The sequence below is a fragment of the Sphaerothrix gracilis Ecp01 genome, from assembly GCF_030405905.1.
Lineage (GTDB): Bacteria > Cyanobacteriota > Cyanobacteriia > Phormidesmidales > Phormidesmidaceae > Sphaerothrix > Sphaerothrix gracilis.
In genome coordinates, this window is sequence record NZ_JASATW010000014.1 from 73,678 (window position 1) to 89,513 (window position 15,836).

Consider the following 15,836-nt stretch of genomic DNA (forward strand, 5'->3'; position numbering starts at 1 on the left):
ATCTGTTACGCGCAGTGCATTCTCCCAATCTTGCACATTCACTAAGTTCACTGACGTATGTTTTTTCTTCACTCCTTGACCAAGACTTACAGTTTTTTACAGCGACAAAACAGTAGTCGTTCAAGCTGACTATTTCGAGGTGCTTCAGGATTTATTGGGGTGAATTGCGCAGTTAGCTGTCATATCTCTATCGATGACTGTCGGGATGGTTGGCCATATCTGAGTCCTAGCAGTCTCCCTAAGTTGACGCCTGAATTAGTGACTTAATTCCTGGAAGCACTTTAAAGAGCGTATGTTCTCTCTATATAGTTTTTTTTTGATTCAGAATTAGCGACTGAATCTTTCGCACATTGTCCTAAGTTGGTTTTTCCCAAAGCCAGCTAGGTTTTGTCTGCCAAACTTTTTGAAATTTAGCTGAATTTTATTGGTTGAGCGATCGCTCAATCCAGCTTTGCGTGCGGGTGCAACTACCAGGCCCAGTTTTTCTAAAGGAGCTTTTGTAAAAGCATGAACATGAATCACACCAGTCATTCTGCGCCTGATAGCCAAACTGCCACGCTCAAGGGCAACGAACATGCCCAGTTCATGTCCACAATGGATTCGCTCGATGTCACTCATGAGGCCGTTCAAAGCGGGTCTTGGTTTGATCCGACGACCTGGAAAAATGGTGTCATTCCCGGCAATGACGCTCAAGTTTTAATTCCTGCAGGCGTTGATGTTACTTATGACGGCGTTGCCGATACCAGGCTCTTTTCGGTCTATGTCAAAGGCGGGCTAAACTTTGCCACCGATGTTGATACTCGCATGGTGGTCGATACCCTCGCAACTGCTCACTCCAGCACCTTCAGCATTGGTACAGACGGCAATCCCATTCAGGCCGATCGCAAGACTGAAATTATTATTCGCGGCGATGGTACTCCTGCAGATCAGCGCAGTTGGGATGCAGGGCAGTTTACCAAAGGTATTATTACCCACGGCAAGGTCGAGATTTTTGGTGCTGAGAAAGCTACTTTCCTGACGCTGGCTGCAGATGCGCAGGCCGGAGACACTTCCCTGCTGCTGCAAGAAACGCCCCAAGGCTGGCAGGTGGGAGACAAGCTGGTGCTGGGGGGTACCAATTACAACGCCAACGGCTCCGATGCCAACAACACGCGCTTCCAAGATGAGGAACTGACGATTACCCGCATTGAAGGTAATCGTATCTTTTTCACGAATGACGATACAGGTAGCAATGCCCTGCGTTTTGACCATGCCAGACCTACCGGCAGTAACTTCAATCAGAATGAGTTAAACCTCTACGTCGCCAATCGCTCACGCAACATTGAGATTGCTGGCGAACTGGGGGAGCAAACTATGGCCACAAACGGTGGAGACGTGCACCAGCGAGGGCACGTCATGTTTATGCATAACCCAGACGTGAAGGTACATTATGCGGCCTTTAATGATTTGGGACGCAGCGATAAACTGCAGCTCGCCAACAGCAGCGACAACGTCCGCGGACGGTATAGCCTACACTTTCACCGCACTGGCGCAGAAGACATCACCAGTACGCCAGCGGAGGCCGTCGGCGTTGCCGTGAAGGGATCGCCGGGGTGGGGCATTGCCCATCACCAGTCTCATCTCAACATTGAGAACAGTACCGTCTTTGAAACGGTGGGTTCGGGTATCGCCGCGGAGGCCGGAGACGAAATTGGCCTCTGGCGCAACAACATCGTGATTAAGACGATGGGCGATGGCGTCAATATCTCAGCCGATGGCATCAACGCCAAGGGCGTTCCCCTCTCTGCCCCAAATTTTGTCGATTATCGCGGTAACTTAGCCAAAGATCGCGTGAGTGAATTTGATTTTGGCTTTGCCGGCGAAGCCTACTGGCTGCAAGGCGGCTTGCAGGTGCAGATGCAGGACAATATCGCCGTCAGCTCCGTCAACGGGGTCAACCTGTTTTCAGAAAACTGGCTGCTATCTAATAAAGATGCTCACACGATCGCCATTCGTAACTTAGCGGTCCGCCAGGCTGATGGCACTCTAACTGAGCCGCCGATTATGCAGGCTTTGCTAGATGCAGGCTATTCCCCAGACGATCGGGTGCCCGTCGGTATATTACCGCCTAAGCAGCTCAGCGGTTTAGAGGTTTACAACGCCAATATTGGCTTGGTGAGCTGGTTTGTTCAGCGGAATGACAACGGACAGGGCAGTTTTGATCTGACACTAACCGGACAACCAGGCGCTAATATTTCCCACGATGTTCAAGGCCAGATCCAAGACCTGACGGTTTGGGGCGTCACTAATCAGGGACTGGCTCTGCAAAACTCTACTCAATTAGACTTTAAAGATGTCTTACTGATAGGAGATCCGGCTAACCCGCTGGCTTATGAGAGTGGCGGTATTGGTCATGCCAAAGGGGTCGGTATTACCAGCGACTATCTATCTAGCCAAAATACGTTTGAAAATTTTCGGATTGCCGGATTTGCCAATGGAGTGTCATTACCGATTGATCCAACCTCTCCTCAGAATGTTCCTGGTAATCCTAGTGACACCCTTGAGGTAGCGGGCGGTCTGCTAAAAAATGGTCAGTTCTCTGAGGTGGATAATCCTCTATTCCCGGCGACTGTCATCAGAGGGGGAGCCGGTAACGACAGAATCATCATCGATGTAGAAGATGCCACAGCGACGAACGTTGAAGTCATCTATGGGGGGCCGGGCAACGATATTCTTGGAGGCGGCCCTGGCAATGATGTTTTGATCGGGGGGCCGGGCGATGATGTCTTTGGTACGGAAGAAGAATCAGGCGTCAATGTCTATATTGGTGGCGCTGGCAACGATACGTTCTACGTCGATGGCGACAACAACTGGTCTTCTACTTTTCGGGGCGGGGAAGGCTTTGACCAGATTATCAATATCAGCTATTGGGTCGGATTTGAAAATTTCAATGCCCGTGAAAGCAGTATTGAATACTTTGTCTCCTATTTAGATGCTTCAGATTTGAGACTGCGCGATTTTGTCGGTTCAGACAATACCAATATCTATGACTTTCGCGGCATGGCCTTCAGCCAAATCGGCACGATGAGGCAGGTCGTCGATGGTCAGGGAGGAGATGACATTATCTATGGCGCTGAGAACGCCAATGGTGAAGAAATTCGAGGGGATGCAGGCAATGATTTCCTCTCTGGGGAAGGCGGCGATGACTTCCTTTTAGGCGGTGTCGGAGCTGATGTGCTGCGAGCAGGAGCAGGCCGCGATCGCCTCTCAGGCGGCAGCAGCGATCGCGCTACTGATATTTACGAATTCGATCAGCGATCTGAAACGGCTATTATCACGGCTGAAAACTTTGAGCTGAATCATGATGTGATTCGGATCGCTCTGCCAGACGTGAAATCGCTCGCTGATGTCAAGGCGATCGCCCGTTCAATCCAGTTTGAAGGTCGGAACGCCGTTGAACTGGGATTTGGCAATGGCAAACGGATGATTCTAGAGGGCTTCAGCAATCTGAATGCTTTTCAAGCAAGTAATTTCGAGTTTGTTGAAGTACTGCCAGAACCAGTTGTGTTGGCTAATCAGAGGGTCAGCGACGGCGGTAATAGTCCTGTAATCCCGCCTGATCCGGTGACGCCGCCTGTAGATAACGGTGGCAGCGACCCTGATCCGGTAACGCCTCCTGTAGATAACGGCAGTCCCGATCCAGTGACGCCGCCTGTAGATAATAGCAACCCCGATCCGATCACGCCGCCTATAGATAATGAGGGGGGCAGCGACCCTGACCCAGTGACACCGCCTGTAGATAACGGCAATCCCGATCCGGTCACACCGCCTGTAGATAACGGTGGCAGCGACCCTGATCCGGTAACGCCGCCCGTAGATAATGAGACTAATCCTGACCCAGTGACGCCGCCTATAGATAACGGTAATCCCGATCCGGTGACGCCTCCTGTAGATAATGAGGGGGAGAGCGAACCTGATCCAGTTACGCCTCCAGTCGATGATGAGATAGGCAGCGAGGGGCCAAACCCACCAGTTCCCTCAACTCCCGCTGCGCCGCCAGCCGATGATGATGAAGTCGAAGAAGGAGAAAGCTCAGACCCAGTTACCCCGCCTGGCAGCGGCGAATCCGATCCGATCACCGCTCCGGTAGGCGGGAGCAATCCGGATCCCGTTCCACCTGCTGTAGATGATGAAGAGGCTGAAGTAGAGGATGAAGATTCTCGCCCTTCGCTGTCTCTGCCAGTGACGCCGCCAGTCAATGACGATGACGAAGAAGATAATGAAGCCGATGAAGCCGATGAAGCCGATGAAGCTAGTGAAGCTGAGCTATCAGCCTACAGTTTTTCGGCAGGTAGCAATGAGGCAGTTCTGGAGAGTGGTTCTTCAAGCGGCGATGATGTAGATGACCTCCTAGGAACTGAAGCTGTTATTAACCAGCCCAATGGTAGACAGACTGACACGCTGATTGGGAGCAGCCTATTCGAGGGCAGTTCATTCAGCCAAGCCGGACTGTTGCCCCGCTCTCGATTCTTCTCCCGGAATTGGGGAAATCTGTACTCTTCTCAAATAGAGGACTTGGCCGCAACTGATGAGTCAGACATTCCGACAGGACGAGAAACGCAAATTTCTCGCTTCATGAACGAATGGAGACAATACTCTTTAGGCGCTTCTTCAGAGCCAGAAGTGCTAGACGATGATCTCCTGAACACAGGTGAAATCACCGGCATGAATGCAGCGTCAGTTCTGCTAACGTCAACGCCAAGTGAGGTGTAATACCGACTCTTGGTTTTACGGCTACAGATCAGACCCCTCCCAACCTCCCCTTGGCAAGGGGAGGTGCCGCAGGCGGTGGGATGCTGATAGGTAGCGCTAGTTCATAGAACTGGTATAAGGGGCGAGGATGATTGAGGCTCTGCGCTTAGCGCTGGCCCGTAGTTAACAGGGCACTATTAGGCGGACTGATTACGGTTGCCCCTAGCAGTGCCTACAGCATCGTTGGTGTTAATTTATCTGGGCCGCTACTGCTCTCAGTAGCGGTCTATCCTGTCTGAGAGCCGCTATGATAATATGGTTGACTCTGACAAAAAGCGTTCAAAGTCGAAATACACGTCAAATCTATGTCTTTGGTACAAGCCCGCAAACAAGAAATTATCTCTGACTATCAGGTGCATGAAACTGACACCGGATCGGCAGATGTGCAAGTTGCTATGCTCACCGAGCGCATTAACAAGCTCAGTGCTCACCTGAAGCAAAACAAGAAAGATTATTCATCTCGTCGCGGCCTGCTGCAAATGATTGGTCGCCGCAAGCGCCTGCTAGGCTACATCCAGAAGCGAAACAACGATCACTACCGCGAGCTAATTGGCAAGCTGGGTATTCGCGGCTAGTCGAATTCAGCAGTTTTGTAATATCACCTTAAAGCTCATGGCCTCAGAGTCTAAACGCGATCGCCTACCGTTTGAACCGAGCAGCAATCGCAAAAAGACCGAAAAAACGCCCGCTCAGCCAGCCGCCCAGCCAGATAAGGCTGAGAAAAGCAGCGTTTCTAGCTCCAAAAACACCTCTAGCCGCAAGCTGCGAAAAGCGCGGGATAACGCAATTCCAGAAGTGGTGAGTCAGCGGATGCTACGCCGCATGGCCCTATTTTCTGGCCTACCAACGGCGCTGGGAGTTGCCGTCTTTTTTGGCAGCTACTGGCTGCTAACCCGGCAAATTTTGGAATTTCCCAAGGTGATTGTCCTGCTATCAACTCTGGGATGTTTTGGTTTAGGCGTTTTGGGACTGAGCTACGGCGTTCTGTCTGCTTCTTGGGATGAGGAACGAGTCGGCACCCGCTTCGGGTGGAATGAATTTGGCACCAATTTTGGCCGCATGAGATCTGCCTGGCGCTCAGGTCGGACAGACTCTTCAGAAGTCAATTAGATGGGGTTCATACCGCTGGCTGTTTCCTAATATCCGCTGTAAGTCCTCAGCTAACCAAAGTTTTGGGTTGGCTGGGGACAAGTGCTATTTTGAGGACGGTTGCAGGTAGCGAGCAAGGCTAAATTACTCTACGCTCTGCTACCCTAATTCGCTCTTTTTGTTGCTTACTCTCAACGGAATTCACTGGCATGATTGTAGTTCTTAAACCAGGTACGCCAACCCCGGAAATTGATCAGCTAGCGCAGGAGTTCCAGAGTCAGGGACTGAATCCTGAAAAAATTGTGGGCAAGCATAAAGTGGTGATTGGTCTGGTGGGTGACACCGCAGACTTAGATCCACTGCAGCTGCGAGAACTAAGCCCCTGGATTGAGCAGGTTTTGAGGGTTGAAAAGCCTTTTAAGCGAGCTAGCCGCGATTATCGCCACGGTGAAGCCAGCACGGTTACGGTGACAACGCCAAACGGTCCCGTTCATTTAGGTGAGCAGCACCCCATTGCCGTCGTAGCAGGACCTTGCTCGGTGGAAAACGAGGCCATGATTATTGCTACGGCCCAGCAGGTACAGGCAGCAGGTGCTCATTTTCTGCGGGGCGGAGCCTATAAGCCTCGAACATCTCCTTACGCTTTTCAAGGTCACGGAGAGAGCGCCTTAGAACTGCTAGCGGCAGCGCGGGAAGCTTCAGGGCTAGGCATCATCACCGAAGTGATGGATACGGCTGATGTGGAAAAAGTGGCGGCAGTGGCAGATGTCCTGCAGGTAGGCGCTCGCAATATGCAAAACTTTGCGCTGCTGAAAAAAGTAGGGGCGCAAGATAAGCCTGTGCTGCTGAAGCGCGGTATGTCAGCGACCATTGACGAGTGGCTGATGGCGGCTGAGTATGTTTTAGCGGCGGGCAACCCCAATGTAATTCTCTGTGAGCGTGGTATCCGAACTTTCGATCGCCAATATGCGCGCAACACTTTAGATCTGGCCGCTATTCCGGTGCTGCGCAGTCTGACCCATCTCCCTATCATGATTGATCCCAGTCACGGCACCGGACAGGCTGAGTATGTACCGGCGATGGCGATGGCTGCGATCGCGGCAGGGACAGATGCCCTAATGATTGAAGTACACCCCAACCCGGCTAAGGCTCTATCCGATGGCCCTCAATCTTTAGCGCCGCCGCAGTTTGATCAGCTCATGGCTCAGCTTGCCGTTTTGGGCAAGACCTTGAATCGGTGGCCTCGTCAGTCAGCGATCGCTGGCTGATTCGTCAGAACCAGGCTTTTGGGAAGCGGCACCGCGATCGTTAACTTGAACCTGCAAAATATGCTGCACCTGTACTTCCATCTGCTTCAGCAGTTCTACAATGGCAGGCAACGCCTCCACCTGGTTAGCCGCAAGGCTGAGATCTTGGCGGGCGCGATCGCGAATCTCATAGATCCGCTGCTGTAAAACTTGGGCCATGTCCAGCGCGTCTCGGCCCAGCTTGTCAATCTGCTGTTGCTGATAGAATTTCAGCGCCGCGCCGCGCAAAACCTGTAGGGTCGCTTCTTCACCCTGATTGCCTGGCATAACCCGAAATCGCAGCAAAACGCGCGTATTCTCATAAAGCCGCTCAATTTCTACCTGCTTGGCTTTCTGCAAAGGGATGAGAGAAATATGAGTCAGCAGCTTGAACTCATTAATGACTCCTTGAAATCTATCGATTTCTAAGTTCTCCAGAATAGACTGAGGAACACCGTCTTTGCTCCACAGAATTCTGCCGCACTCCGGCGTCCTTTCAAAATAAAGCCGCCCGATCCCTTCGTCTAAAACCTGGCTGAGCAAAGCCTGCATTAGCTCCTTGGGGGGCAAGTGGCGTAGCGACTCAATTGAGCTGGCCTGATGCTTAGACTCGACCTGCAGATGGAGGGGAGGGCGCACTTTAGAGCGCGATGCCTGCATGACCGCAGGAGAACCCGCCTGAGCGGTTCCTGTGGCTGAGCTGATGCTTTGCGGGTTTGCAGACGGCGTTTGCTGCGGTTGTGGAGCTGACGTTTGAGCTGCAACTGCTTCAGAGCTACTTTCATCTAGCTGCTCTGGCGTATCGACAACAAGGGTGGGCTGAAGATTTTGTTCGCGATAGTCATCCTGACGGTTAGGGGCCCGCTGTTGTACTTGCTCAGAGGCGTCTTTTTGACTTTGAGAAGCCTGCTCTGCCTTTTGTTTGGCTTTGGCAGAATAACTCAGATACTTAGATAGTGTATCTCGATGCCACTCTGATGAAATTGGCCAGGAAACAATCGAGCAGTTGATATAAGCAATTAAGCGCCTGACATAGTCGGCTGCTGCTCGGTCATTCGGATTGACCATACCTAAGTTGAGCCGACTACCTTCAATTGAAAGCGGCAAGACTTGGTAATATAGGCAAGCCTCAAAGGGCAAAATGCCATCGACTAGAGTAAACATTTGCTTTAAGTCGGCTCTCTGAGCAGCCGGAGACGACTCATTGGCGGAGGATGAAAGCGATAAGTCAGTGGGATTTTCAGGGGCGGTTGGCATGGCAGCGGATGGAGCAACTGAGCCTACTATTATTGTCGAGCCTATGCACCTGCTTCAGGAAGTTGCCATTATTTTTAGGGCAATTCGTAACAGATATCTAAAGATACCCCAAAACTACAGGGGGCAATCGCCGTTCAAACAGCAGCATTGCGTAAGTCCTGAGCAGTTAAATAAAGCTTAGCCCACTCAGAGAGAACTTGTTTAGGTCGTAAATTAAGCTCTTTTGCAACGAGGTCAACGCTCTTTCCATCCTTGAAAGCACTGAGTAAATGTTGCTGCTGCGGATCGCAAGTAGCAAAGAATTCTTGCCACTGAATTGGCGTCAGACCCAAATTATGCTCTTTCAAAGATGTTTTGAGCCAGCTATGGACAAGCTGGGGCTGTTCTTTGAGGGTAAAGACACGGATGGCATGATAGCTAATCTTTTCTCTCAGTCGATAAACCTGCTGGATAGGCATGGCTAACTGCTGAGCGATCATCTCCTGGCTATAGCCCTGCAGATGCAGCTCTAACCACTGGGTTGCTTGGGAATCAAGATGCTCGGATAGATATCGTAAAAACCGTTCTTTCACCTGAGTGCGCGCTGCTTGTTGTTCCACCCAGTCCTGTTGTTCCTGATAGGCTGCCAGGGTTTGAAGATCGAGCAAGCTGAGAGAGCTTTCGTCGTCATTGGTAGCAATTTCATCTGAAATCAGCCGCACTAAGTCATTAGTCGGCACCTGAGTCATGCCGCCTTTTTGGGAGCGTCTGAGGTAGTTGACAAAGCGGTAAACCAATAGCGGCTGGTTACGAATAGGGCGCAGGCAATATTCTTCAATGCTGGCTAGCATCAGCGTGTTGCGGAGCCGTCGGCTAGACGTGCATTCTGAAATCCAGTCGATTTGCCGCCGCAGATGATTATCGCTTTGCAGCATCTCCTGAATTACTTCCTGTAAAACATCTGTTACTGTCCGCCGCCGATCGCGGCTCAGAGCAATCCAGGTACGAATCTTGCTGCGGATTAAAAACAGGCTGCCCAAACGCTTAATTAACTGCTGATAGGCCCGTTCGGGGGTTACGTCCCAATAGCGCTGCTGTAAGATGCGATAGCGATATTCAATCGCCTGCCGAACTACCGCCAGCTCAACATCGCTGTACTGCTCAAAACGCTGCGGGTTACTGCCAATAAGCCACTGGGTAACCGCTGCATGTACGGCGGGAGTTTGATTGGGATAATCTTTCTGTAGGCGTGATTGCCACTTATGCGTCAGGTCTTCAGCCAATGGCATTCGTAAGCAACCCCCAACTCTCCAATACAACCGCAGGTAGACATGGCTCTCCAGCCTCAATGCAAACGGTATTTTGCATTTAATCCTACCAGCAGGCTGCTGTAGCAGACTACATAATAAGAAATTCGGAGACTATCTGCGCCTCCAACCTGGGCTTAGCCCTTGCCGGTCTGCTGCTTTTCCAATGCGTAGACCAATTGCTGCAGCGTCTCAGTCAGGATATTAAGCTGTGCTAAGGAGCGGTCTTGATTCTCAACTAGCGTCTGAATCGCGTCTGTTAGGGCAAAAATCTGATAGCCCTGCTGTTGAGTTTGCTGAGCGATCGCATCTACCCGTTCAGATAGGCAATTGATTGTTTCTGTCCCGGCTAATACCGTTTCGCCAATCTTCTGAATTATCTGATCGCTCTGACTCAAAATAGCTGCTCCACTCTAGTTCAGTGGTCTTCATAATACCCCTTCTGTTTGCTAGCAGCTTCACTCAGGTGGGAGACTGTAGTGCATTTGTTTCTAACCACCTAAAAAACGGAACCAATCGCCTCAGGCAGCGTCTAGAGGGCTAAGATTACCAAGCTTTTGAGCGGGTGCTAAGCCAAATTCAACTTAAACGGCATTGCTTTTCCCAATCTGCAAAAACAGGTTGCTTAATCAACACTGCCTTCACGGAAACTTTATAAAACAGGGCTATTTGTTCAGTATTTTGCGAAGATTGTCAGAATCTTCCTTTCGGTGCTATCTCAACTCCAAGCAGAGTTTGTAACGTCGTAGGTAATCGCGTCTAAATCCATTTGTACACTGCACTTCTGTGCTGCAGCCCATGACTCAATCGTCTAATCTGAGAGCATCGAAGCCAGTTTTTCCTATAGCTGCTTCTAATCCTTTGAACAACTCCTTGACGCAGCCAACTGCGGCCCGCACCTTAGAGAATGTGGCTGCCTCGATCGCTGTTTTTGATCCCATGCCACATCCTTCCACCTTGAGCGCAGTCAAGCGCCTGATCGATATCACAGGTGCCCTAATTGGGCTAATTGTTTTAGCAATTTTGTTTGTTCCAATTGCAATCACCATCAAGCTTGATAGCCCAGGTCCCATCTTTTATTCTCAAACCCGTTACGGTTTGAAAGGGCAACCCTTCCAAATTTGGAAGTTGCGCTCAATGGTGCAGGATGCTGATCGGCTGAAGAATTTAGTCCCCAATGAAGCCGCAGGTCTGATATTTAAAAATGAAACCGATCCGCGTATTACCCGCGTAGGTCGCTTTCTACGGAAAACTAGCTTAGATGAGTTTCCCCAATTCTGGAATATTTTGCGGGGAGATATGAGTATTGTCGGGACTCGCCCACCAACGGGCGATGAAGTGGCTAAGTATTCTGAGCATCACTGGCAACGGTTGAATGTTAAGCCTGGTCTGACCGGCCAGTGGCAGGTGAGTGGCCGCTCCCAAATTAAAGACTTTGAAGAGATTGTTAGCCTAGATCTAGAGTATCAGTCCCTCTGGACGCCGCTGTACGACCTCCAAATTATTGTTCGTACCGTTGTGGTGCTGGTGCGAGGAACGGGGGCCTGCTAGAGCCGCAGCTCAAGACGGGGCTGGCTGGCAGTCAGGGCAGTAGTAGTAGCGACGGCCTCCGGCAGCTTCCTTAATAATTTTACTGCCGCACTGAAAACAGGCTTTACCCTGACGGCCAAAAACCCAGTGGCGATAGTCCTTGCGGGCGTGGCCTTGCGTTTTGAGGCGCTCTGCAATCTCTAGGTCATTAGTAATGCCGTTATGACGGTAAGACTGATGGGGAAGGGCGATCGCTGCGGTGGCAAACTGCTCAAGCTGCTTGGAAGTGCAGTCTAGCGGTCGCTGAGTGGGGTGAATCGCGGCCACATGCAGAATTTCGCTGCGCAAATAGTTGCCGATGCCTGCTAAAAACTGCTGATCGAGCAGCAGTGTCTTAAACTGGCGGCGGTAAAACTGTGAGTCTTGAACTCTAGCTAAAACTGCTGCAGGTTCTGCTTCAGGGCGCATTACATCGAGTCCAATCCGCTGAATAAAAGGATGCTCAGAAATTTGTTCATCCCGGATGACTTCAATATCTGAGGCACTGTAGAGCAGGGCCGATTTGGTCGGGTTGTGGAGAGCGAGACGAAGCTGCCGCTTAGTTTCCGGATAATTGTAGGCTCGCCGCACCATCCACTTGCCGTAAAGCTGATTGTGGCTGTAAATGTTGAGCTTATTCTCAAAGCGAATCAGCATAGCTTTGCCATAGGTTTCTACCGCTTTTACCTGACAGCCTGCTAGCTTAGCTTCATAAGGTTTGAGATGCTCGAAGGCAAAAAACACGTCTTGAACAGGCTGATGGGCGATCGCTTTTTCAATTTTGTCGGCAGCTTTACGGATTTCCGGACCTTCTGGCATTCCGATTCTGGCAGATAACAGCCTTTTTATTGTGACAAGGATTGGAGCTTGATGAGCGCCTGCTAGGCTGCTGATTGCAGCGTAATTACCGTCAACTCTGGCGGACAAAACAGCCTGCCGGGAAGATAGGTGCCCAAGCCGCGATTAACGTAGAGCTGATTATCGCCTATCTGCGTCAGCCCCATGGCCCATTCCCAATGCCTGACCACTTTGGCGCAGCGATCGCTCATGTAGGGAATCCGCTCCCGCAGCCACCCCGGCACAAAAGGACGAAACTGACGGAGAACCGCTGGTGCTGGCCCTATTCCTGGCAGCACAATTTGACCACCGTGGGTATGCCCAGAGAGCTGTAGGTCTACCCGCCAGTTTTGCAAAACCTCAGCGCTGTCAGGATTATGCGATAGCACGATGCGAGGCGTGGCCGGATCGAGCGCGTCGAGCAGGGGCCGAGGTGCAAACTCCTGAGACCAGAAATCGGGGAGACCGACCACGGGTAAGTCTGGGCCAACCGGATAGACAGTTTGATTCCACAGAACGGGAATATCCGCCTGGGTCAGCGCGGCGGTGACTACCCGCCGCGCGTTGCACCGATAGAGATCATGATTGCCCAAGATGGCGTAAGTGCCGTAGGTGCTTTGCAGGTGCTTGAGCTGTTGGGCTAAGGCATAGGCAGGCTGCGGATCGTGGGTGACAAAATCGCCTGTGAGAAAAACCAGATCGGGCTGTAGGAGGTTACTTTCAGCGATCGCCTCTTGCAGTAGTTTATCTGAGAGTCGCTGGCCGTCATAGTGAAAATCTGAAAGCTGTACTAGCGTCAGTCCGCTGAGAGATGCGGGCAGATTGCGCATGGCAATCGATACTGGCTCAATTGTCAAAGGCCCTGTCAACAACCGATGCATAGGGTTTTCAGAAGTTTAGAGCATCCCCAGCGTAGCAAACCTTAACTGAAGACAGCGGCGCCAGGGGGCTTGGCTTTGCCAAAGCTTAATCAAGGTGCTGAGAACTCTCATTATTCTTAGCGCTGCCGGATTTGTGGTCGATGGCGATCGCCTGCTCTAAAGCGATCTTTTCTCTAGCCCGCCGAGCATAGGGCTTTAGGCTAGGGAGATCTTGACCTGTGAGAATACTGAGGTTTTCTAAAGACATACCTTTCATCAGCATTTCCACGCACCAGGTTTGCTGAGCTTGTTCAATCCGGGGAGGCGTGCCCGCCAGGGTTGACAGATCGGCGGTTAGTTCCTGCCAGCGCTGGGCGATCGCCTCCGCCAATAGGGGATTGCCTGTGTCGTCTAAAAATAAGGCGCTCTGTTCGCCCTTGCGATTTTTTAGCCACTGGGTCAGCGGATTGCGCGTGTAAGAACCGTAGCGATGATCCATAATCCAGCGGTTGATCGGCACCTGGCGGCTGGTTCCGGTCGTCACCTGTAGCAGATGCTGGTGACTGTTGCTGATATGGTGCGATCGCTGCAGGTTGGCTATTTCTGCTGGACTCAGTCCGGCCCCGAACAAGACGTAAACCAAAGCATAATCTTGAGGACTGCTTTTTTTAGCGCGCTGCAAAATTAGTCGCACCAGTGAAGCCGACAGATCAGCAACCTGCTGTGATAGGTTGCGTTCGGCGCTGGCTGCCTGAGTTTCAGCGGGAGCGATCGCGGCTGGCGAAAAGGCCCCATGCAGAAACAGCAGCGTCAGGTTTTCGACAAACTCTTCGCGATCGTGCCAAAACTCGTGAAATTCACTGGTAAATTCTAGAACTGCATAGCCAAACAGTAGAGCATTGAGCAAGCTTGCCAGCTTTTCTAAATCAATCTGACTGTCTAGATGCTTTTGTTCCAGCACAGTAGCCAGGTACTGCTGGGTATAGCGATTGGCCTGTCGCAAACCGTAGCCGAGAGCCTGCCGGTTTTCAGGGGGATACTGTCCGGCTTCTCCCACCAGCGATCGCACAAATTCGGGAATCTGGGCCAAGGATTCTAGGCAGTCTCCGGCATAGCTTTTAAGCGCCTGAGAAAGGCTACCAGCCTGATTCACCTGATGGTTCAGCGTTTGCTGCAGCTGCTCAAATACCTTGGCGTCTTCTAAGACAGCTAAAAGCAAGCCGTGCTTGCTGCCAAAATGGCGAAACAGAGTTACCTCATTAACCCCTGCCATGTCAGCAATCTGCCGAGTTGTCGTTTCTGTAATGCCCTGAGCCGCGAAAAGCTGTAAAGCCGCCTGGATTAAACGTTTTCGGGCCGAGTTGCGCTGAGAAGTCATAAATACATGCAAGTAACGCTTGCACTTTTAAAGGTAATGCTGTTAAGCTCTAACTGCAAGTGCCACTTGCACATAAAAGGTGGAAATATTTCACCTATCGTCTAAAACTGAATTTTTTTGCCTATCTGCGTCCACCCTATCTCTTTTAAAAACTTGTACAGATAGAGCTGTCCTAACGAGGAATTTTTATGAAATCAAAAGTGCTCCAAACTGCTCCGGCAGTCAATCAGTCCCTGCCGCTTAACTGGCCAACTATTTTCTTCTTCGCCATTATTCATGCTCTGGCCCTGTTAGCTCCCTGGTTCTTCTCATGGTCTGCTTTAGGCATGATGGTGTTTCTGCACTGGCTATTTGGCAGTATTGGCATTTGCCTGGGCTACCATCGCCTATTGACTCACCGCAGCTTTCAGGTGTCTAAGCCCTTAGAGTACATAATTGCCACTATTGGCGCTTTGGCACTACAGGGGGGGCCGATTTTCTGGGTCGCGGGTCATCGTAAACATCACTTACATACTGAAGACATCGAGAAGGATCCCTATTCTGCCCGTCGCGGCTTCTGGTGGAGTCACATGCTCTGGCTATTTTATGTGCAGCCCCAGGTCTTTGACCGGCAGCAATATCAGCGCTTTGCCCCGGATCTAGCTCGCGATCGCTATTATCAGTGGCTCGATCGCAACTATCTGCTGCTGCAGCTACCTTTAGGCGTTCTGCTCTATGCCTTGGGCGGTTGGTCTTTCGTGCTCTACGGCCTGGCCGTACGCTCAGTTTTCCTTTGGCATTCCACCTGGCTGATCAATTCAGCTACCCACATGACGGGCTACCGCAGCTTTGACGAGGTGGAAGATAATTCTCGCAACCTCTGGTGGGCGGCGCTGCTAACCTATGGTGAAGGCTGGCACAACAACCATCACGCTTATCCTAACGTAGCCAAAGCGGGCTGGAAATGGTGGGAAATCGACCCTACCTGGTGGGTTATCAGAACCTTGCAGTCTGTAGGTTTGGCTAAAAAAGTCGTGATGCCGCCAACGGTATAGACGGCATCGCAAAAGTAAAAGGTCTGAGCAGCGAAGGTATCTCGTACAGATATCTTCGCTGCTGTCTATAGTTATGAACTGAAGCTACGCACTGAGCAATCTAACTAGCCTGAGCTGACTCAGCAGGGCCGCGAAGAGAATGATAATTGCACTTCTTAAAAGTCCTCGCAGCATTTACTTCTGCGATCGCGGGTCATGCATAATCCTTCAGTAAGATCGAGGCAGGAACAGAGTAATTTACAGGCACTCTCATGAGTTCAATAAATGGCTTGCTAACTCGAATTACCCAAACGCCTGGTCAGTGCGGTGGTCGTCCCTGTATTCGAGGAATGCGAATTCGGGTCACCGATATCTTAGAGATGCTGGCTGAAAACGTCGGGAGCATGTCAGGTTTGCAGAATAAAGCTAGAGCATGGAGGATATAGCTACCGTGACACCTGGTAGCCCCC

At 51.1% G+C, this 15,836-nt stretch carries 13 protein-coding genes; 7 read left to right on the forward strand and 6 right to left on the reverse strand.

The genetic code is table 11. From position 1 onward, the window contains the following. Nucleotides 1-513 precede the first annotated feature (513 nt). The 4 genes from QJQ48_RS16530 to aroF all read left to right on the forward strand — a co-directional run bounded on the left by QJQ48_RS16530 (nt 514) and on the right by aroF (nt 7,148). Nucleotides 514-4,752 (forward strand): G8 domain-containing protein, encoded by a 4,239-nt coding sequence (locus QJQ48_RS16530; RefSeq protein ID WP_346292345.1) that lies wholly within the window; start codon nt 514-516, stop codon nt 4,750-4,752. Nucleotides 4,753-5,096: 344 nt separating this feature from the next. After that, nucleotides 5,097-5,366, forward strand: coding sequence for a 30S ribosomal protein S15 (gene rpsO / locus QJQ48_RS16535; protein ID WP_346292346.1), 270 nt, complete (start codon nt 5,097-5,099; stop codon nt 5,364-5,366). 37 nt (nt 5,367-5,403) lie between these two features. After that, the gene (locus tag QJQ48_RS16540; protein WP_346292347.1) at nt 5,404-5,901 is read left to right on the forward strand and encodes a PAM68 family protein; all 498 of its coding nucleotides are present in this window, start codon (nt 5,404-5,406) and stop codon (nt 5,899-5,901) included. A 188-nt stretch (nt 5,902-6,089) separates the two neighbouring features. Further along, a complete protein-coding gene (aroF, locus tag QJQ48_RS16545; RefSeq protein ID WP_346292348.1) occupies nt 6,090-7,148 on the forward strand; it encodes a 3-deoxy-7-phosphoheptulonate synthase in 1,059 nt (352 codons plus the stop codon). Here aroF and QJQ48_RS16550 read toward each other — a convergent pair. The 3 genes from QJQ48_RS16550 to QJQ48_RS16560 all read right to left on the reverse strand — a co-directional run bounded on the left by QJQ48_RS16550 (nt 7,131) and on the right by QJQ48_RS16560 (nt 10,107). Then, on the reverse strand, nt 7,131-8,423 hold the full coding sequence (locus tag QJQ48_RS16550) for a GspE/PulE/PilB domain-containing protein (RefSeq protein ID WP_346292349.1): 1,293 nt from the start codon (nt 8,421-8,423) through the stop codon (nt 7,131-7,133). The two genes, aroF and QJQ48_RS16550, sit on opposite strands and share 18 nt — an antisense overlap. A 134-nt stretch (nt 8,424-8,557) precedes the next feature. Continuing rightward, nucleotides 8,558-9,691 carry a HetZ-related protein 2 gene (locus tag QJQ48_RS16555; protein WP_346292350.1) on the reverse strand — a complete coding sequence of 378 codons (1,134 nt, stop codon included), beginning with the start codon at nt 9,689-9,691 and terminating at the stop codon, nt 8,558-8,560. Nucleotides 9,692-9,846: 155 nt separating this feature from the next. Continuing rightward, nucleotides 9,847-10,107: a hypothetical protein gene (locus QJQ48_RS16560; protein WP_346292351.1), complete on the reverse strand. Its 261-nt coding sequence runs from the start codon at nt 10,105-10,107 to the stop codon at nt 9,847-9,849. 541 nt (nt 10,108-10,648) lie between these two features. Between QJQ48_RS16560 and QJQ48_RS16565 the strand changes: the two genes are divergently transcribed. Beyond that, nucleotides 10,649-11,260 (forward strand): sugar transferase, encoded by a 612-nt coding sequence (locus QJQ48_RS16565; protein WP_346292426.1) that lies wholly within the window; start codon nt 10,649-10,651, stop codon nt 11,258-11,260. A 9-nt stretch (nt 11,261-11,269) separates the two neighbouring features. Here QJQ48_RS16565 and nei read toward each other — a convergent pair whose 3' ends face one another. The 3 genes from nei to QJQ48_RS16580 all read right to left on the reverse strand — a co-directional run bounded on the left by nei (nt 11,270) and on the right by QJQ48_RS16580 (nt 14,353). Beyond that, entirely contained in the window at nt 11,270-12,097 is an 828-nt protein-coding gene (gene nei / locus QJQ48_RS16570) for an endonuclease VIII (RefSeq protein ID WP_346292352.1), read from the reverse strand. 62 nt (nt 12,098-12,159) lie between these two features. After that, entirely contained in the window at nt 12,160-12,996 is an 837-nt protein-coding gene (locus QJQ48_RS16575) for a metallophosphoesterase (protein WP_346292353.1), read from the reverse strand. Between the two features lie 85 nt (nt 12,997-13,081). Further along, nucleotides 13,082-14,353 (reverse strand): TetR family transcriptional regulator, encoded by a 1,272-nt coding sequence (locus QJQ48_RS16580; protein ID WP_346292354.1) that lies wholly within the window; start codon nt 14,351-14,353, stop codon nt 13,082-13,084. A gap of 188 nt (nt 14,354-14,541) precedes the next feature. On the opposite strand from QJQ48_RS16580, the gene QJQ48_RS16585 reads away from it, so the two are divergent. After that, nucleotides 14,542-15,387 (forward strand): acyl-CoA desaturase, encoded by an 846-nt coding sequence (locus QJQ48_RS16585; RefSeq protein WP_346292355.1) that lies wholly within the window; start codon nt 14,542-14,544, stop codon nt 15,385-15,387. Between the two features lie 251 nt (nt 15,388-15,638). Beyond that, on the forward strand, nt 15,639-15,812 hold the full coding sequence (locus tag QJQ48_RS16590; protein WP_346292356.1) for a DUF433 domain-containing protein: 174 nt from the start codon (nt 15,639-15,641) through the stop codon (nt 15,810-15,812). The last annotated feature ends 24 nt before the right edge of the window (nt 15,813-15,836 follow it).